Origin of the sequence: Microcoleus sp. LAD1_D5, assembly GCF_036702115.1 — a bacterium.
Classification (GTDB): Bacteria; Cyanobacteriota; Cyanobacteriia; order Cyanobacteriales; family Microcoleaceae; genus Microcoleus.
In genome coordinates this window covers 1-19,700 of sequence record NZ_JAUBSA010000066.1, presented here as the reverse complement: position 1 = coordinate 19,700, position 19,700 = coordinate 1, and the positions used below count along the sequence as shown (strand labels likewise).

At 46.1% G+C, this 19,700-nt stretch carries 17 protein-coding genes; 10 read left to right on the top strand and 7 right to left on the bottom strand.

Features of this window, described 5'->3' with window-relative positions; translation table 11 throughout:
• Window positions 1–179: 179 nt before the first annotated feature.
• Entirely contained in the window at window positions 180–977 is a 798-nt protein-coding gene (cobS, locus tag QUA70_RS22450) for an adenosylcobinamide-GDP ribazoletransferase (RefSeq protein ID WP_333335540.1), read from the bottom strand.
• 260 nt (window positions 978–1,237) lie between these two features.
• Between cobS and QUA70_RS22445 the strand changes: the two genes are divergently transcribed.
• The 3 genes from QUA70_RS22445 to QUA70_RS22435 all read left to right on the top strand — a co-directional run bounded on the left by QUA70_RS22445 (window position 1,238) and on the right by QUA70_RS22435 (window position 3,242).
• Entirely contained in the window at window positions 1,238–1,687 is a 450-nt protein-coding gene (locus tag QUA70_RS22445) for a hypothetical protein (RefSeq protein WP_333335543.1), read from the top strand.
• Between the two features lie 226 nt (window positions 1,688–1,913).
• A complete protein-coding gene (gene tgt / locus QUA70_RS22440) occupies window positions 1,914–3,044 on the top strand; it encodes a tRNA guanosine(34) transglycosylase Tgt (protein WP_333335545.1) in 1,131 nt (376 codons plus the stop codon).
• Between the two features lie 60 nt (window positions 3,045–3,104).
• Entirely contained in the window at window positions 3,105–3,242 is a 138-nt protein-coding gene (locus tag QUA70_RS22435; protein WP_006634808.1) for a photosystem II reaction center protein K, read from the top strand.
• An 84-nt stretch (window positions 3,243–3,326) separates the two neighbouring features.
• Here QUA70_RS22435 and QUA70_RS22430 read toward each other — a convergent pair whose 3' ends face one another.
• Window positions 3,327–3,881 carry a glutathione S-transferase family protein gene (locus QUA70_RS22430; RefSeq protein ID WP_333350045.1) on the bottom strand — a complete coding sequence of 185 codons (555 nt, stop codon included), beginning with the start codon at window positions 3,879–3,881 and terminating at the stop codon, window positions 3,327–3,329.
• 176 nt (window positions 3,882–4,057) lie between these two features.
• Window positions 4,058–4,639, bottom strand: a complete 582-nt coding sequence (locus QUA70_RS22425) for a manganese efflux pump MntP family protein (protein ID WP_333335548.1) — start codon at window positions 4,637–4,639, stop codon at window positions 4,058–4,060.
• 197 nt (window positions 4,640–4,836) lie between these two features.
• On the opposite strand from QUA70_RS22425, the gene QUA70_RS22420 reads away from it, so the two are divergent.
• Window positions 4,837–5,436: a cytochrome b/b6 domain-containing protein gene (locus QUA70_RS22420; protein ID WP_333335550.1), complete on the top strand. Its 600-nt coding sequence runs from the start codon at window positions 4,837–4,839 to the stop codon at window positions 5,434–5,436.
• A 379-nt stretch (window positions 5,437–5,815) separates the two neighbouring features.
• On the opposite strand, the gene QUA70_RS22415 is transcribed toward QUA70_RS22420, so the two are convergent.
• The 4 genes from QUA70_RS22415 to QUA70_RS22400 all read right to left on the bottom strand — a co-directional run bounded on the left by QUA70_RS22415 (window position 5,816) and on the right by QUA70_RS22400 (window position 10,914).
• Entirely contained in the window at window positions 5,816–8,176 is a 2,361-nt protein-coding gene (locus tag QUA70_RS22415; protein WP_333350021.1) for a cache domain-containing protein, read from the bottom strand.
• A gap of 588 nt (window positions 8,177–8,764) precedes the next feature.
• Complete coding sequence (locus tag QUA70_RS22410; RefSeq protein WP_333350023.1) at window positions 8,765–9,229, bottom strand: hypothetical protein; 465 nt, start codon at window positions 9,227–9,229, stop codon at window positions 8,765–8,767.
• 297 nt (window positions 9,230–9,526) lie between these two features.
• Window positions 9,527–10,087, bottom strand: coding sequence for a sugar O-acetyltransferase (locus QUA70_RS22405; RefSeq protein WP_333350025.1), 561 nt, complete (start codon window positions 10,085–10,087; stop codon window positions 9,527–9,529).
• 152 nt (window positions 10,088–10,239) lie between these two features.
• Window positions 10,240–10,914 (bottom strand): MBL fold metallo-hydrolase, encoded by a 675-nt coding sequence (locus tag QUA70_RS22400; protein ID WP_333350027.1) that lies wholly within the window; start codon window positions 10,912–10,914, stop codon window positions 10,240–10,242.
• A gap of 33 nt (window positions 10,915–10,947) precedes the next feature.
• On the opposite strand from QUA70_RS22400, the gene QUA70_RS22395 reads away from it, so the two are divergent.
• From QUA70_RS22395 to QUA70_RS22370, 6 genes are all read left to right on the top strand, one after another.
• On the top strand, window positions 10,948–12,420 hold the full coding sequence (locus tag QUA70_RS22395) for a site-2 protease family protein (RefSeq protein WP_333350029.1): 1,473 nt from the start codon (window positions 10,948–10,950) through the stop codon (window positions 12,418–12,420).
• A gap of 194 nt (window positions 12,421–12,614) precedes the next feature.
• Window positions 12,615–13,214 (top strand): hypothetical protein, encoded by a 600-nt coding sequence (locus QUA70_RS22390; RefSeq protein WP_333335569.1) that lies wholly within the window; start codon window positions 12,615–12,617, stop codon window positions 13,212–13,214.
• Between the two features lie 125 nt (window positions 13,215–13,339).
• Window positions 13,340–14,410 carry a DUF6745 domain-containing protein gene (locus tag QUA70_RS22385; RefSeq protein ID WP_333350031.1) on the top strand — a complete coding sequence of 357 codons (1,071 nt, stop codon included), beginning with the start codon at window positions 13,340–13,342 and terminating at the stop codon, window positions 14,408–14,410.
• Between the two features lie 300 nt (window positions 14,411–14,710).
• Entirely contained in the window at window positions 14,711–15,892 is a 1,182-nt protein-coding gene (sat, locus tag QUA70_RS22380) for a sulfate adenylyltransferase (RefSeq protein WP_333350033.1), read from the top strand.
• Between the two features lie 207 nt (window positions 15,893–16,099).
• Entirely contained in the window at window positions 16,100–18,271 is a 2,172-nt protein-coding gene (locus QUA70_RS22375) for a caspase family protein (protein ID WP_333350035.1), read from the top strand.
• 160 nt (window positions 18,272–18,431) lie between these two features.
• Window positions 18,432–19,655: a DUF262 domain-containing protein gene (locus tag QUA70_RS22370; RefSeq protein ID WP_333350037.1), complete on the top strand. Its 1,224-nt coding sequence runs from the start codon at window positions 18,432–18,434 to the stop codon at window positions 19,653–19,655.
• Window positions 19,656–19,700: the final 45 nt, after the last annotated feature.

Here is a 19,700-nt window from a genome sequence, read left to right as displayed (position 1 = left end):
AAACGATATGATTTAACCACAGAGGGCGCAGAGAACACAGAGGAAGATCAGAGAGAGATGAATACAGGACTATGAAGCGCGGATTTGATATGACTTGATTTTACAATTCCGATGCTACCGGATTTGATATCAATTGTTTAAATCCCCATGCTAAAAACTCGCTGTCAACTGTCAACTGTTTAACCTTCCAAAGCCGCCAAAAGACACAGCAACAAAGCCTCCGTCCACTCGACTACGGCACCGTAAGTGTCGCCCGTGTGGCCGCCCAAACGGTGGTTAAACCAGGCTCCGGCAAAAATTCCGATCGCACTTCCCCCCAAAGCCATCCCCACCGCCAACAGCCACCGATCGCCCTCCAAGACAACTTGCACCACGCTCAAACTCAGCAGCAACAGCACTCCCGGTATAAAATCAAAAGGAGAATAAATCGATTCCTTGTGAAAAGCTCCCTTACCCTCGGCCCGGAGATAGGGATAGCGGGCGATCGCCACCAGTTGGCCCCACCTCCCCCAACCCGCGACGCCCATCAAAGCCAGCCACCGATAGTTATTCAAGTCGGAGAGAGCGGCAGTTTTCAGCAGCACGATCGCGATCGCAGCCATCGCCCCAAAGGCCCCTGTAACGCTGTCCCGCATGACTTCCAGCCTGCGTACGGGGTCGGGTACAGCCAGCCCGTCCGCCGCGTCCATTGCGCCGTCTAGGTGCAGCCCGCCAGTCACGGCGATGCCCAAGACTACCACCAATGCCGATCGAGTCAGAGCAGGCATTCCCAACAACTGCAACCCAACATCCCCCAGTCCCAGCATCCCCCCAATCAAAAGCCCGATCGCCGGTGCCAAGCGGGCAATGCCCCGAAACTCCAAAGTCCAAGACATCGGTACCGGCAAACAAGTATAAAAAGCGACTGCGGCTGCGATGGCAGCGCCTTGATTCCGGAAAAAGTCGATCGTAGAGCGAACCCATTTATCATGCACCATAAGATAGAAAATTTTTCATCTGGTATGCAGTTGTCAATCGATTAGCGTGTGCCAGAATTGGACTGTAACACCCTAGTTTTTTTGGATCGAGCATTCCTCCTGTCGCCCGCTCTTTTCCCCGGAAAACCTCTGTCGGCAGCGATCCCAAAGCTCCCTATCTAAAATGACTAAACTCAAGATCCGCGTTTCCCGTACCAAGAATTCTAGCTAACTCCCTGATTTTCAAGACGGGAAAATACTACAACAGAGGCTTTTACTCCATGAGTCACGATCAATTGAATAACAGGGTAGTTGCTCCTTGCATCATCGATACAGGGATTGTCGTCAACAAACGCGATATCAAAAGATTGCTGTTTGATTTAGGACGTGTCCGCTACCTTCACATACAAGATGGCCAGATTTACAGCGAAGGAGAAGGGTATGTGCTCGAAGTCTTCGCCAACCCCCATCGTTCTACCCTGATTGCCAACCATGCGCTTTATTTGAACGTGTATAGTTTTGATTACCTGGAACTGAAACAGTCCCCGGTCGATGGTGCTTATTTTGACCTGATTCAAGATGGACGGCAGTTGCGGTTAATTCCCCTTTCCAATCCTTTGCAAGAGCAAGTCGCCCGGAATTTAAATGCGGCGGCTTTGGATGCGGTTGTCGATCAGGTACTCTCTGGCAACTGGGATCTGCAATTGGACGAAGATGATTCCCCCTTTTAATGGTCAGTCAGTCGATTTTAGATTTTAGATTTTAGATTTTAGATTTACTCGCAGCTTTGAATCTGGGAGGTAAAACTAAGGTCTAAAATTTTTTGCCCTCCACGACGATTGTCGGAAACTTGTCTCCGTTTTTGGGCGGGGTCATGGTTTTTTTTGTCGCGATGTCATCAACAATAGATTAAATAACACGGACGGCCGAGTAGCGGTTAACGATCGTCGGGGACTAATGACTGAAGACAACGCGAGATTTTCTTTTAAATGTCAGGCTAATTGCAGCCATACCCAAGCGCGTGCAGGGGTTTTTACAACTCCCCACGGTGTTGTGGAAACACCTAAATTTATGCCAGTGGGGACGCTAGCTAATGTCAAAACTTTGACACCGGCACATCTTGAGGCGGCGGGTTCTCAAATGGTTTTGGCAAATACTTATCACTTGCATTTGCAGCCCGGGGAAGCGATTGTCGCAGGCGCGGGCGGATTGCACAAATTTATGGCTTGGCCAGGCCCGATGCTGACGGATTCGGGTGGCTTTCAGGTGTTTAGCTTGAGCCAAATGCGGACTATTTCTGAGAATGGGGTGACTTTTCGCTCTCCCCGCGATGGCCGCATAATTAATTTGACGCCGGAACGATCGATCGAAATTCAGAATGAGTTGGGCGCTGATGTGATTATGGCCTTTGACGAGTGTCCCCCTTACCCCGCTACGCGGGAGGAGGTGGAGGCTGCCACAAATCGCACTTACCGCTGGCTGCAACGCTGCATTCAAGCTCACTCGCGCCCGGAGCAAGCTTTGTTCGGCATTGTGCAGGGGGGTGTTTTCCCCGATTTGCGATCGCGCGCGGCGAACCAGTTGGTAGATTTGGATTTACCAGGCTACGCCATCGGCGGCGTTAGTGTCGGGGAATCGGGGGATTTGATCGCAGAGATTGTGAAAGCGACTGCGCCCCTGTTGCCGGCAAGTAAACCGCGTTATTTGATGGGGATTGGGACTTATCGGGAAATGGCGTTGGCTGTGGCGAGTGGCGTAGATATGTTTGACTGCGTAATTCCGACTCGGCTAGCGCGCCACGGGACTGCTTTTGTTGGTGGGGAACGCTGGAATTTGAAAAATGCTCGGTTCCGGGAGGATTTTGCTCCGCTGGATGAGTCTTGTCCTTGTTATACCTGCCAAAAATTCAGTCGGGCTTATTTGGCCCATTTGGCGCGGGCTAACGAAGTGCTGGGGTATACTTTGCTGGCGATTCACAATGTGACGGAGTTGATTCGCTTTACTGGGAGGATGCGGGAGGCGATTTTTGCCGATCGATTTACTGAAGAGTTTGCCTACTGGCTTGCACCGAGAGTCGATCAATCATGATTGCCTTGGGTGAAGATATGCGACAATTATGAAAATTCTGTTGGATAGGTAGGTTGATTCATGGAAGCTGCATTACTCTTAGCAAAACTGCCCGAAGCTTATTCGATTTTTGAGCCTTTGGTTAATGTTTTGCCGGTCATTCCCGTATTTTTCTTGCTGCTGGCTTTTGTTTGGCAGGCGGCTGTCGGATTTAGATAAGTTTGATTTCATCAAAAGCAGGGGCAATTCACAAATTGCCCCTGCTTTTAGCTATTAAGTTTTGTTTCGTTCTTCTTTCTGGCTTTAGCTACCGCCGATCGCACTTTTGAATGCCGGCCTTTCTGAGATCCGCTTGATGTAATCTACAACAGCCGGATAAGCACTAAGGTCTAGTTTTAGCATCATCGGAATGTAGGCCAACATTGACCCGACTGCTGCGTCGGCTACGCCAAATTCATCGCCCATTAAAAACGGCTGTTTCTCGAAGATTTCATTTAACGGTTTTAACAACTTGGGAGTTTCGCGATCGCGAGTTGCTTCTGTAAATATTCCCGGCCCCAGGGTGGCGTTAGCAAACGTGACCCACTGCACGATTTGAGCTTGCTGCTCCAAAGTGTCTGGCATTTTACCATGTTTTTGAGCTAAATACAGCAGAATTGCGCCGGATTCCCAAAGTTTAAAATCTCCGTCGGCGATCGCGGGTACTTTGCCGATCGGGTTAATTTCGAGATACTCTGGCTGCAAGTGTGCCCCTGCTTGCATATCCAGCATCACGAATTCGTAGGGAACCGCTATTTCTTCTAGATACCACTGGACAATTGAGGCCCTGCTGCGGGCTCCGCCGTAAAGTTTCAGCACGAAATTTTTATCCTTTAACACAATATTGCTGTTATAGCATTTTTGGGTCAGTTGTCAGTTGTTAGTTGTCAGTTGTTAGTTGTGATTTGGGAAAATTCCCAATTACTTTTTTCCCAATTACCAATGACTACTGACTAATGACAACTGCCCACTGCCCACTAACAACTGCCAACTGACTACTGACCCATAACTAATGGCACTTCTGTCAAGTGCATAAACAAGATTCGGCTGCCAATGAAAATCAAAATTGCTCCGCCCAATATCTCAATTTTATTAGCAAACAAGTTGCCGCACTTGTGCCCGATAAACACCCCTGCAAAGGCTAAAAAGAAAGTAATAAATCCGATCGCAGTCACCGCAAGAGCAATAGAATCTTTCAGGACAGCAAATCCGAGGCCTACTGCGAGGGCATCGATACTCGTCGCCACCGACAGCGTTATCAAAGTCCCCGTATCTAAGGGATTAAACTTTTTCTCGCATTCTTCGCTTTGCAGCGATTCATAAATCATTCTCCCGCCAATGAAACTCAACAGCCCAAAAGCTATCCAATGGTCGATCGGTGTGATCAAAAAACTAAAACTAAGACCGATCAACCATCCTATTACGGGCATTACAGCTTGAAAACCTCCGAAAAATAAGGCAATTTTTAAAGCTTTATTCACCTTCATGTGTTTGATTGCTAAACCGCTAGAAACAGCAACCGCAAAAGCATCTGCTGCTAGTCCCAAGGAAAGTAATATGGTAGTGGCTGCATCCATTTTTGTAAAGTGTTAGATATTATAGGTAAAGTATTCCTCTTGACTGTTTTACTTTACACTAAAATTTGACATAATTGCCGTTTTATCATATTCAATTCATTTTTTAATCATATTGGTTTCACAATTGGCAAGGGTTGAAAAAATCGGCGCTTAGCTATATTCTGTAAAAGATTATTTATCAAGTAGCAGAATCGACTATGCCGCAATCTAGACCGTACCAGCCATTGCTGCTCAGGTTACTGCACGGGGTTAACGCTGCGATCGCTCTTTTAGCAATTTTGACCGCATTTCTGGTTTACAACACCTACGATGGGCGGTTTGGCAAAGTCCCCGTGCCTCAGATTGCAGATATTATCGGGATTCACGGCACTTTTGGCAAGATGTTGCTGTTAGGAATAATGCCGGCTTTTGCATTGTACAGTTTCCACGCAGGTCAAAAACGCTTGGTGCAGCCGGATTCTTTTGAGAAACTAACGCAATTGGGAAAACCGATTTGGTGGTACAGTTTGCACCGGATTGTGAATACGTTGATGTTGCTGGCACTGACTTGGGCGATCGCTTCTGGCAGTATGGTTAAGGAAGAATGGCTGCCGGCTGGGGAATTGACGCAGGTTTGGTATTATTTACACGCTTCTGGTTGGGTGGTATTGGTATTTTGTCTGGCAATGCACTTGTTGATGAGTGCGAAGGTAGGGAGTTTGCCGCTAATTTTGTCGATGTTTGATGCCACATATCGCCCAGAAGATTCGCCGGCTGCTTGGTGGAAGAAAATTCGCTCTTTAGTCGATCGATCTTAATGTGAAAATGCTTAATTTGAAAAGGAACAGAAATATTTTATTAATTGTTGCGGAAGTCTTGGTAATGGGAGGTTGGTTGTTTGCTGTGGTTGCACCTTTATTATTTCCCTAATCCTATCATATAGCAATCCTAAATCATTTGTGAATTTCTTACTCCCTCCCCTTGGCAAGGGGAGGGTTGGGGTGGGGTAAAAAATTTATGACTCCTGCAAGGATTGCTATAGGAATTTGGGTTAACAAATGATCAGTAGGTTTGTAGTGAGGACTTCAACCCTCTGTTTTCTGACGACTCAAGTCCTCAGTACAAACCGAAATTAAGCTTTTCGCGCAGCTTGCTAGCAAGATTTGCGACGGGTTTCCCTGGTGGCAAGATGCGATATCAAACGATCGGCAATTTTACCATAAACTCAGCACCGCCCCCAGTTTGAGATGTAATTTGAGATTGCACTGGAGATTCAACTGTAAGGCGGCCGCCGTGCAATTCTACAATAATTTTATAGCAAACCGACAACTCCAATCCTGTAAAATTTTTAAATGATTTAGTAAGGCCAAACTCCTCAAATATTCTGTGTTGAATTTCCGGCGGAATTATAGAGCCATTGTGGGCGATCGATACAACAATAAATCTGCCTGTATACTCCTCGACAATATCGGTTTTGATTGTAATAATTTGCGCCGAGTTTTCAATACTTTTAACTGCATCTATAGCATTGATGATGAGACTGGCGAATACCTGGCTCAGTTGACCGGGATAACACAAAATAGGCGGCAGGTTGTGGTACTCCTTGACTACTAATATTTTTTGCTCCAATCTGTGAGCCAGCAACAGCAAAATATTGTCGATGCTCTCATTAACGTTGGCGTGTTCTTTGTTGGCTTCGTCAGGAAGTGAAAATTTCCTCAAAGCCAGGACTATCTGGCGAATGCCATCGGCTCCTCTTTTCAAAAAATTGAGGATTTGTGGCAACTCTTGGCTGATAAAATCTAGGTCGCAAGTCTCTATTTTTTTTGCAATTGGTGGCACAGGTTCGGGATATTGTTCTCGATAGAGGCTAATTATACTAAGCAAATCTTTGATATAATCGTTGAGGTGAATCAGGCGGCCGTAAATAAAGTTAATCGGGTTATTAATTTCCTGGGCCACTTCAGTGGCTAGTTGACCAACCATTGTAATTTTTTCGCTGTGTACTAAATGCTCTTCGGTTATTCTGAGTTTGGCTAATACTTCTTCCAAAAGTTTGAGTTCTTCTTGAATTTGCCCGTGGAGTTGGGATTGGGAAATTGCGATCGCCAGCGAGTCTGCAATTGCTTCCAAAACTTCTACCTCGTCGGGAGTCGCAAACCGGCGGTTTGCACAGGCGAACAGATATCCAAGCCGATGATTCTGAGTTAGTACGGGTACTGCTGCGTAGTGACTATTTGTAAGTTCGATATGGGCGTGTTCCTCAGACGCTGTGGCATCAGGGGCGGCGGTTTTATGTAGCAGTATCGTTTCGCAGCGGTGAAGCCGTGCAGCTAAATCTCCAGAGGGCCCTCCTGGAACACCAAAGATTCCCAAGCGCGTCGGCAAACCTTCCCGGCAATATTCCCAGCCAAATTCTAAAGTATCTTGTCGGGGGTCGTACCATGCGAAAATTGCTCGATCGAGCTTCAGTAAAGTACCGAGTTCGTCTACTGTAGTTTGGAGGATGCGATCGAGGTGCAAGCAAGCGCGAATGCGACCAGTCAAGCGGTGGAGAAGCGCTTCTGTGCGAGTGCGAATGCAGTTGAGGGCAAACAGCTTGAGCGCCACAATTGCTGCGAAAATAGCTGCGAGGGCAAGTACGGTGACGGCTGCTGCAAGTATATTTAAGGGGAGCAATTCTTTTTCGAGATTGTCGCGGGGAATTACGAGGGCGATCGACCATTCAGCTTGTTCTAAAGGAAGATAGGCAACATAAACTTTGGCGTCGTTGATTTTAGTCAGGACAAGGCCCGTTTTTTGATAAACCATCTCCCGGGCTACATTCGCCAAATTAGCATCTGCGGACTCTAAAAGACTCGGAGCCGGCTTGTCGGTATTTCCGATTAACCGAGCGTCGGGATGCACAATCGGCACTCCTTGAGAATTCAGAACAAAAGCGTAAGTTCCTGCCCCATATTCCAGCTTTCCTACTACTTGGGCAATTCGGTCGATCCCAATGACGCCGTTCATTACTCCGATCGGCTTTTCGGCGGTTTTATCAATAGAATTTGCCAAATTTGACCACACCGGAGCCGAAATGGGAACAATACTTTGTCCTTTGAGCGTGCGAGAAATGGTAGGATCTGAAACATAGACTTCCCCAGCCATCGCCTTTTTAAAGTGTTGGCGGTCGCTAACATTAATCAACGCTCTGCCCACTTTTGTGGTGAAATAAGAACCGTCGGGATCAATTAATGCGAAGTGCTGGAATTCTTGCAGTCGATTTACTTCCGATTTTAAGTAAGGCTCTGCCACTGACCAATTCATCGAACGAACCGGAGGAGTGTTGGCGAGGATTTCGATCTCAGCCTTTCTAGTACCGAGCCAGCGATCAATCTTGTTGGCGCGATCCCTAACTTCTAACAAAGCATTTCGCTCGCTTTTGGTGATAATCAAGCGGCGAACGCTTTGATAGCCGATACAACCAATGATGCTAGCTGCCAGAATTGTTCCGCCCAAAATTAAGAGCGCAGTTTGGTACCGAAGATGGTATTCGCCCTTTAATTCTGCTGGCAATAGTCGAGTTAATTTCCACCACTTTACTCTCGCCAAGCTTCGCATGGTTTGACCAATTTGTGAGATTGAAATCCTTAGCTCACCTGCGATCTACTCGCCCGCCTGCTAGTAGTCTTAAACTACTAGCATTCAATAATTGCGGGGATTTTTTAATTTTTTCCCGCCGAGCGGCTCACTTTGTTAAACTGGAATAATATCCTACCACATTTTTGAGCCATTAAAACTTTTCATTAACAACTTAAGATTTTTTTTAACAGTCGTTAATAATTTATGTTAATTAGGTGATGTGAGCAGTGCGAACCCTACATTGAGATGTTTGGTGTTTGTCTTAATAACGGAATATTAAAACTTTTCCTTCCTTAATGAACTAAAAATTTGTTAAATCTTTAATTTACATCCTTTCCGGCTGCATCGGTATTGTTCAAAAATCCAAACAGTCAGTTAGCCCGAAAGCATAATTTTAGTCAACAGTCAAGAATCATATCGAGGAGTGCAACCGGAATTCATATTACATCTCAAAACTCGAAACTATTTTCGGTGCATCCGCGGGCTGAGGCACTGTTAAATTGCCCCAGTTGCGCGATTTGTTTAAAGAACCTTGTGAGTGTGTTCGTGCTGTTTCACATTGTCTTCAGTGCGAATGATACGCTCGGAGTTGAGCACTCTTTTGCGTTCTAAGGAATAAGTAAAGTCGTTGCGAACTGTTCCCAAGGGAATGTGAAGTTGAGCTTGGGGGCGGATTTTGTAAGTGCGGGCAGCGGCGATCGCCCGAAAGCCAAATTCTTCGCTAAACTGAGCTGATGTCGGGAATTCTGGCAACCTTTTGGGTGTTTCGCCGTCGAGCACTGCTCCCAAAGTCGTCCCGCAAATCATTAAATAGGATGTGGGAATTCCCTTCAAAATTGCTTCTAAAGCTGCTGAGGGAATAGCTTCGATTACTTGCACTTCAAAAACTTCACCTTCTTCTTTGATGAAACAGGTAGCTACACCGACTGCTATGTAGTCGTCGGTGCCGAGATCAGGAGCGTTGGGATAAACTGTTGCAGTCGTCATAAGAAAAGCTTGGTAGTGTGGAAACCGGGAACGAGAAATTATATCATTTCCGGTTATACCGGAATGATGTTGACTGTTGACTGTTGACGCAGTGAACAGTCAACAGTCAACTCGAATTTACTATTCCGATGCTAACGGATTTGATATTAAGCGATTTTAGATTTTAGATTTTAGATTTATTGCACGGTTTTTTTCGGGGATTTTACGTGGAAAATCTCAAACTGGCTGTTCTAATACCTAAAATTGTTGAGTTAAGCTCCAAGGAGCCGATCGCACGATTGTGTCGATCGTACCACATCAAGGTAGATGCCGGATGATGCGGCAAGGATTCCCCGCCGCCACGACGTTTGCGGGAATATCTTTGACAACAACACTGCCTGCGCCGATCGTGCTATTGTCGCCAATAGTGACTCCTGGACAAATAATACTGCCGCCGCCAATCCAAACATTATTGCCAATATTAATTTCAGCGGCGAGTTCTAAACCAGCAAGCCTCATTTCCGGATCTGTGGGGTGAAAAGCTGTGTAAATTTGTACGTTGGGCCCGCACAGTAAATTCTCGCCAATGTTAACTCGATTGCAGTCGAGAATCACGCAGCCAAAATTCATATACAATCCGTTTCCCGCATAAATATTGCTGCCGTAGTCGCAGTAGAAAGGTGGCTCGATTTCAACTTTTGACCCAACTGCACCGAACCATTCTGCGAGAATTTCTAACCGTTTGTCTGGTTCGTCTTCGCGGGTAGAATTGTAGGTTCTGGCGAGGCGGCGGGCTCGCTGGCGCTCTAAAATTAATTGCTCATCAGCAGCTAAATACAATTCGCCGGCGAGCATTTTTTGGTTTTCGGTTTTTTCCACAGTTTTTTCCACGGTAAGAATCGGCGGTTGAAACCGCTACTTCACCAACGAAATTTATCTCTAAGAGACTGAAGGATAATGTAGGGTGCGCTAGGCGCACCTTACCGCTATAATTAGCGCGTCAGATCATTTTTTGATGTTGCAGCATACATTTAGGGTTCAGGTTTTGACTGCAAACAAACAGCTAAATCCAGATTGGCTAATTGCTCAAAAGCTCGATCGATCGATCCTTTTCCCCGCAAAAAACCAGTATTTGCACCGGGACAAATATACTGTAAAGTTTCCGGCGAAAATCGATCAATAATTGACTTCACGCTGTTAATTTGCCTAGGCCAGTGAAAAGTTTTTGGCGTCCACAGCGGTACTGGGGCGGCTTCTCGGTTGGGGAGCAAGTGCCTACCCGAAAACAGCACTCCACCGCTGCCACTATGATAAAGGCAAGAGGAACCAGGAGAATGGCCAGGAGTCCAAAATGCTTTCATTCGATCGCTCACAACAAATTCTCGCTCAAAAACCGTCACCTTCAAACCCGGCAGTAAATAAGCTTCCTGCTCTTGAATCAGGATCTCGCACCCCGTGGCTTCCTGAATCTCCCGCGCCTTGGCGATAGCGCCACGGTGGGTGAGAAACAGCAGTCGCACGCCGCCGTGTTCCCGCAAAAATGTTTGGTTAATCTCATCCCAAGCGGGACAATCCACCAGGATGTTAGTTTGGTTTTCTACAATGAAATAGGCTGTTGCACCCAGAGTTTCCCGGTTAGGCGGGAAAGCAAGGATATTGTCGAGCACGGGCCTGGGTTGTTTGGAGACTAAACTCTGTTGTTTCAAGGAAGTATTTCAGAAGGGAATGGGATAAATATTATGTTCTTTTTACTATGGTTGTTCGTATTGGGGCTGATCTCGTACTACTTGTTGCAGAACGGCACCAGCCGCATCACCAGGACTCCGATATGGCTGCTGTGGCTGGTAATGATGGCGCCGGCGCTGATTTGGAGTGGTTGGATTTTAGTTTACGGTACCAGCAAAACTGTACCGCCGGAGTTGGTAATTATACCTTTTCTGGTTTGCCCTTTTTTGTATTGGTTTTTGGTACAGTTGGGGCGCAAGAAAATTACCGCCGAAACTGCTGAGCAGCTAGCAGCAGAAGCGACTGAACCTATAAAGCCAAAACCGCCCGTGCGCCCGATCAATGCAGCGGAAGAAGCGAGTTTGCGCGATTGTTTTCCTTGGTCAATTTACTTTTTGCGAGATTTGGAATTTCGGCCGCAGGCTGTAATTTGTCGCGGACAGTTGCGGACGAACCCGGAGGCGGCTTATCAGGCAATTCGGGAGAATGTGGAGAGGCTTTTTGGCGATCGCTTTTTAGTAGTATTTCAAAACAGCTTGAGCGGTCAACCTTTTTTTGCTATAGTTCCCAATCCCAGCCACCAATCAGGGGAAATTCCTGTCAAAACCGAATCGGTAACTCGGCCATTTTTCGCCTTAGCTTTGCTGCTGATCACGGTGTTTACGACTACCCTTGTTGGGACCCGAATTGCCGGAGTTACTGAACAAGCTTTGCAGTCCAACCCATCAATATTGCTCCAGGGTTTGGCTTACTCGCTTTCTCTAATTACAATTTTAGCAATTCACGAATCCGGCCACTATTTAGCTGCCAGATTCTACCAAATTCGCACGACTTTGCCTTATTTTATCCCGATTCCTTTTTTCTTAGGAACTTTTGGGGCTTTCATTCAAATACGGAGTCCAATTCCCAACCGCCGAGCTTTATTTGATGTTAGCATTGCCGGCCCCCTTGCGGGTTTAGTGGCGACAGTGCCATTATTAATTTGGGGTTTGAATCATTCGACTATTGTACCGCTGTCTGACAAGTCGGGAATGTTAAATTTTGAGTCTTTCAAACCCAGTTTTTCCCTGCTGATGACTTTGTTGAGCAAGTTAACTTTGGGTGGTGCTTTAAATGCGGAAACTGCGATAAATTTGCATCCGGTAGCGGTGGCTGGTTATTTGGGTTTGATCGTGACGGCGTTTAATTTGATGCCGGTGGGGCAACTCGACGGCGGGCACATTGTACACGCGATGTTCGGCCAGCGAGCGAGTATGGCTATCGGGCAAGTTGCTAGACTTTGTATGCTGCTGCTTTCTTTTTTGGAACAGGGTTTGCTGCTGTGGGCAATTATTTTGTTTTTCACGCCACTAAACGACGAACCGGCGCTGAATGATGTCAGTGAATTGGATAATCGACGGGATTTTTTGGGGCTAATGGCGATCGGGCTTTTGTTAATGATTTTGTTGCCGGCGCCCAGGGTACTCCTTGAGTGGTTAAATGTTTAGAAGGAAGTTCGGCAACGGATTCTGTAACGGATTTAACTAACGGATCGATGCCGAAGTCCGAGGTAATAGAGAGGAAGGAAGAAAAGAGAGGTTGACAAAATCCTGCAAGAGTGGCTATACAAGCGAGTTTAGCATTTCTCAACTCGCTTTATATCTCGAAGTAATCTTTATTTTCACCGACTGATTACAGAAATATGTCTTACAAATCCTTTACTTTCCAACAATTAGAAGAGCGATTTGGATTGGAGCTATCACTCAGTCCTATTTTGAGTGCCAAGGTTGTTCCTGTAGAACCATCCGAATGGCTTTGGAGAGCAATCGAAATTAGTTCTAACACTGCTGTTACAACTGCAAAAGAACGTTCGGAACGGATTATTTCTCCTATTCTGTTAGAATTAAGAGAAAGGAACAACAGACAATTTTCTCTTTTTTCTGGTTGGTCATTTGATGTAGATGCTGAGCTGGGATTGAATGGGGAATGCGACTTTCTAATGTCTTCTGTTCCGTTGGATTTTGAAATTAAAGTTCCTGTTTTTGCATTGAGAGAAACGAAAGGCGGAGAAATAGAATCTTGTCTGCCACAGTGTGCAGCACAAATGGTAGCAGCTCAGCTATTTAACGAACGCGAACACAATTCCATACCTGCAATATATGGCGGCGTAACTACTGGCGTTGTCTGGCGGTTTCTTAAATTAGAAGGAAATAATTTAATTATTGATGTTGATGTTTATTGTCTCGATAATGTTCCTATGATTTTAGGTGTTTTACAAACAATCGTTAATTTGTACCAATAATTTGACGAATTTAATAAAATAGGTTTGTAGGAAAATTCCGTTGTTATTACAAACTTAATGATATTTTTTTAGCCGACGCGAGAGCGAAAAAGTGTGATCGCAAATTAAATAATCTAGCTGTACCAATGATCGCAATTACTCCCGAACAAATAGCGCTAATTCCGATCTATCGCGAGAAGTGGCGACAAATTGGACTTTCGATCGCACAGATCGATCGCCCGCAAGCGATAGCGGCCATCAACACCGCCTACAACATCATCGGCTGTTCTGAACCGGAAATTATTTTCTGTGACAGCCCTTACATAGCTTTGCAAGCAATTGAACCGCTAAGGATACGCGATTCTGGTCTGGGAATGGCCAGCGAAATCAGAAACAAAATTCATAATGAATTGTACGATATATTAAGAAGTCAACTGGACAGGAAATTAGAAAATAAGATTTACAGCCAACTCTATAATCCGCTGTACGCTCAACTGATGAATCAACTGCACCTTCATGTTAAAGACGAAGTTTACGTCAAATTAGCAAGGAAGTTGGGCGGGAGATTTCAGAGATTCCTGATCGATCAGGCTTATCATAATAACAGCATAGTTTCCGAACTGTCAGCCTGTCACGGAAGTTGGGTGGATTTTTGTATTGGCGTGTTAAATTTGGAGTACGATCGCCCTTTATACTCAGCCTTTAAATCTTTAGTGGAAAAGTGCGGCTGGATTTACCCGTTTGAGAAAAAATGCTTTGTGTGCGATCGCCCGATCCAACTTCATTTTGATAGCGAATATTTGCTCCACGCAGAAGGTCAACCAGCGGTTGAATTTGCTGACAAGTTCAGTGTATACTCTTATCGTGGCGTCCGACTGCCGGAAATAATCGGTCAAGTTCCGCCGCAGTCTTGGCAAGCTTCATGGCTATTAACAGAACAGAATGCCGAAGTGCGGCGAGTTTTGATTCAGGCGATCGGCTATCCGAGAATTTGTCAAGAATTGCAAGCAACTGAATTGGATACTTGGCAAGAATATACTTTGTTGAAAATTGAGAATAATATTGACATAGAGCCAATTTATTTGTTAAAGATGACTTGTCCGAGTACGGGACACCTTCATGCCTTGCGAGTGCCGCCAAAAGTGCTAACGGCTAAAGAAGCGATTAGCTGGGTTAATTGGGGAATAGATCCTGAAGAATTTCAAGTCCAGACTTGACGTGAAAGCATCCAGGATACAAGCCCCCTGATTCATCCGTCCAGAAATAAAAAACCTGTATCCGAGAAACTTGCCCCCCGAATTTATCCGTGGGGTCAATGCTTCAATTCTTTAATCTAAAATCTAAAATCGATTGACGGGAAAGTTTAGAGTTTTGAGTGCGCCAGTTGACAGTTCAAGAATTACAGTGCCCCCAAAGCAGCATTCTGCATCACTCCAGAACAATTAAAAAATGTAGATTTACAGCCCGCACTTGGTACTATGTACTCTGGCAGCTAAAACCCACAACTTCAAATCGACATGAGCCAGCATTCAGACCGCATTGCCCCTCACGGCGGCATCCTGGTCAACCGCATTGCCACACTAGACCAAAGACAAGAATTTTTCGACAAAGCAGAGTCCCTGCCGCGAGTCCAGCTTTCCGATCGATCGATCTCCGACCTGCAAATGATCGCCATCGGCGCCCTGAGTCCCCTCAAAGGGTTCATGAACGAAGCTGATTATCGATCGGTCGTCAAACAAATGCGCCTCTCCAACGGCCTTCCGTGGTCGGTTCCCATCACCCTCTCGGTAACAGAAGAAGTCGCCGCCCCCCTAAAAGCAGGAACTTTAGTGCGCCTCGACACCCCGGCGGGCGAGTTTGCCGGCATCTTGGAACTTGCAGAAAAATATCACTACAGTAAAGAAGAAGAAGCCCTCAACGTCTACCGCACCGACGACCTCAAACACCCGGGCGTTCAAGTAGTAGACCAATCCGGGCCCGTTAACCTCGCAGGCGACGTTTGGCTGCTGGAACGCGAACTAGACGCCCGGTTTCCCCAATACCAAATTGACCCGGCGAAATCGAGAATGCTGTTCAAAGAAAAAGGATGGAAAACCATAGTCGGTTTCCAAACCCGAAACCCCATCCACCGGGCCCACGAATACATCCAAAAATGCGCCTTAGAAACAGTAGACGGCTTGTTTCTGCACCCGCTAGTTGGGACGACAAAAGAAGACGACATCCCGGCTGATGTGCGGATGCGCTGCTACGAAATTCTGCTAGAAAAATACTATCCAAAAGATCGCGTAATTTTGGCAATTAATCCGGCGGCGATGCGCTACGCCGGGCCGCGAGAAGCAATTTTTCATGCTTTAATTCGCAAAAACTACGGCTGCACTCACTTTATCGTGGGGCGCGATCACGCTGGAGTTGGCGATTATTACGGCACTTACGATGCCCAATATATTTTTGACGAATTTGAGCCGGGAGAATTGGGAATTGTGCCGATGAAATTCGAGCACGCTTTCTATTGCACACTGACGGAACAAATGGCTACAACTAAAACAAGCCCCAGCACTCCCGAACAACGGGTGCATTTGTCTGGAACCAAAGTGCGGGAAATGCTGCGCGCTGGAAAGTTGCCGCCGCCCCAGTTTTCCCGGCCGGAAGTCGCTGCTGAATTAGCAAAGGCAATGAATATTTTTAGTTACGAGATTTAAATCTTGAACTTTGGTGTGGGCGACATTCTGAAGAGTTTTAACTTTTGAGTTTTGAGTTTAAAAGGGGAAATTTTAAACTTAAAGCTCAAAAGTTAAAACTTAAAAACTCCCTTAATACTAAACACTCACAATCTAATTAATTCCCCTAAAATTATTGAGGGGAATTTAACTTAAAATTCACAACTAAAAATTCAAAGCTATTTAAAAATGGGACTCAAGCGGCGGGAATTTTTGCAGCAAGCTGGCCGGGTGCTGGCCGCCATCGGCATCAGCGAGGCCCTGTGGCTGCCGTTGGGCGATCGCTACCTCCAAGCCTTAGCGCAGCCGACAGCCAGGAAATTGGCTTTGTTGGTGGGCGTTGACAAATATCCAGACTCGCCCCTGCACGGCTGCGTCACGGATGTGGAATTGCAGCGGGAACTGCTGATATATCGGTTTGGGTTTGTGCCGTCGGACATTTTGACTTTGACTGACGCTCAAGCTACGAGGGACAATATCGAGACGGCTTTTGTAACTCACTTGAGCGAACAAGCAAAACCCGGTGACGTGGTAGTTTTTCACTTTAGCGGCTGCGGTAGCCGAGTCAGTTTGGCCGAGTCTCCCGGAAAAATGCAAAACAGTTTGGTGCCGGCGGATGATGTTTTGCCGTTGTTAGCAAACCGGGCGGTAAACGATATTTTAGAGGAAACGCTGTTGCTGTTGATGCGATCGCTCGCGACAGAAAATGCGATCGCTATCCTCGACACCAGCTACCCCTATCGGGGTTTCTCGAAAAATGGCAACTTTCGCCTTCGCTCCCGCCCCCGCCCCACCATCGGCGAGCCAAGCCTCGCAGAATTAACGTTCGCCCAAGGCCTCATATCCGGCACAAATCTCCGTCCTGCCGCCACCGTACTGGCCGCGGGCGCGAATTCCGAACTCGCCGCCGAACAAGAGTGGAACGGATTTACCGCAGGTTTATTTACCTACGCCCTCACCCAAACTTTGTGGTGGGCAACTCCCGCTAGCAGCTTCAGCGTCAATTTCAGTCGCGCTGCGGGTAATGTCGAGCAAATGGCGGGGTTATCGCAGCAACCGCAAATTCTCAATCACGATTTAACAGCCACGCCGGCGGTGAATTTTTCAAATTTAATGTTGAATTCCCCTGCATCTGACGGCGCTGTAACGGCGGTGGAAGATGGAGGCAAAACTGTGCAGTTATGGCTGGGCGGTTTGTCGCCAGGGGTTTTGGAGTGCTCCGGGGGTTCTGTGTTTGCTGTGGATTCCTCCGAGGGCGCGAGGCTTTTGCTGCGGGGACGCACGGGCCTGTCTGCTAAAGCCCAAGTTTTAGACGGGTTCGATCAAACTTTCGGCCAATTAACAGTCGGCGAAGTGGTGAGGGAAGAAATTCGGGTATTGCCGCGAAACATCGGTTTGACAGTAGCTTTGGACTCGGGTTTGGAACGCATTGAGCGGGTGGATGCTACCAGCGCCTTTGCGACTGTGCCACAAGTTTCGGCGGTAGGCAGTGAGCAATTGGCTGACTGTCGGTTCGCCAGAGTCTTGGAAACGGCTTTACCCGAAACTTCCTCGGCTCACGAGCCTGCTTTGTATCCAAGCCGTTACGGTTTGTTTTCTTTGGCTCAAATGCTGATTCCCGATACTGAGGGCGATGGGGGAGAAGCAGTTAAGGTGGCGGTGCAGCGCTTGACTCCGCAGTTGAAAGCGCTGCAGGCTGGGAAGTTGCTGCGGCTGACTATCAATGAGGGCTCTTCGCGCCTGAAGGTGCGGGCGGAGCTGGCAACTCTCGCACCGCAAGCGCGGGCCGTGGCGCAGCGAGAGCCGGTGCGCGCCGGCGGTGATTATCGGCTGGAACCGCTGAGCGGGGAAAGTGAGAAATCGGCAAGCGCTCATATACTATGTTTACCACAAGGCAGCCGAATTTGCTACAGATTGTATAACGACAGCGTTCGCCCGGTTTACTTTGCGGTGTTTTGCACGGACAGCGCGGGACGGCTGTCCGTGCTCGGCGCTGAGGGCAAAGATGCTGTGGGGGGAATGTCGCGGGCGATCGCTCCTGGGGAGAATGTGACGGTGCCGGCGGCTGGGGCGATCGGGTGGGCGGTATCTGGGGCGATCGGACTTGCGGAAACTTTCATTATATTTAGTGAGAATCCCTTCGCTCAAACTCTGGCTGCAATAGAAGCCGAAATGCAGCAAACGAGGGATGCCCTGCCAATTCGAGTGTTGTTGAATCCTTTAAATGTGGCGCGGGCGGTACTCGAAGATTTGCACGCGGCTAGCATTCCGGGGGTGCAGAAAGCGGGGATATCGACGGATGATTTGGCTTTGGATGTGAGTGTTTGGGCAACTCTGAGTTTTGTTTATCGGGTGATTTAATTTGATAATTAGGCATGGGGCATGGGGCATTGGGTATTTGTTATGACAACTAACCACTCATATCAAGTCCGCTGCTACCAAACTGGTATAGTGGGGGTGTAGTAGATATGAAATCCGGTGGCATCGGAATTATGTAGTGCGATTTAGGGAAAAAATGCTAATGAAAATCGAGGCAAATGATAAAGAAGTTCGAGATATTTTTTCTCTGGGTTATTTCAAAATACCAAGATTTCAAAGGCCTTATTCTTGGAGTGAAGAGGAAGTAAGCAATTTTTGGGATGATGTTGTTATTGAAGATCACGATCAATATTTTATTGGATCGATGGTTGTCTATCAAACAGAAAAACCCTATTTTGGCATAGTAGATGGTCAACAGAGATTAACAACCATTACATTAATGCTCGCTGCTATACGAAATGCTTTTCGTAAACTTGGTGAAGATAACTTTTCTAGAGGCGTTCATAATTATATTGAAAAAGCAAATATAGATAATGTAAATGAATTTATTCTCAATTCTGAAACTTCGTTTCCCTATTTACAAGATCATATCCAAAGCTTTGAAGGCTCAAAGGTTACTTGTACAGTAGGACATGAAGAGTTGAAACTTAAAAATGCCTTTGAATTAATAAACAAAAAGCTTTTTTCCTTTATTCCAGGATGGAAAGAAAACGATGCAAAACTTGAGTTATTGGATGAAAGTAGGCTGGCTCTAATAGATCGCCTCAAAACCATAAGAAATAAAATTCTATCACTGAAGCTGGTTTTTATTCAATTAGATAATGAAGATGATGCTTACTTAATTTTTGAAACACTAAATACTAGAGGTAAAGATCTAACTACACCTGATTTAGTGAAGAATCTCTTACTCAAAAAAGTTAAGTCTTCCAATAAAACATTAGATAACGCTAAAATTATCTGGAACAAGATATTGGAAAAGTTTGATGACTATGGCATAGACAATGCAATGACATCATTTTTATACCACCATTGGCTTTCAAAATATGCAGATACTACTGAGCAAAAGTTATTCGGTGAAATTAAAAAGCATATTTCTAATTCTGATGAAGCAGCTCTTTCATTGTTAATTGAATTTCAACACAACGCTGATTACTATGCTTCTATAAGAAGCCCCAATAATTATTCATGGACTACAGAAGAAAATGAACTGAAAGAATGTTTGGAAGCCTTAAATCTATTGAATGTTAAGCAGCAAATGCCAATGGTTCTATCTCTTATTAGAGCATATAGAGAGCAGAAGCTAACACTGAGAGCTTTATTAAAAATTCTCTTGAAGATTGAATCATTTCATTTCGTTTTTAATAAAATAACTTCTCAACATTCCTCCGGTTCAATAGACCTCTTGCAAAATAATTTTATGATATAATGGAAAGTTTTGCTTGACTGGATTGAATCCCAACTATTAACTTAT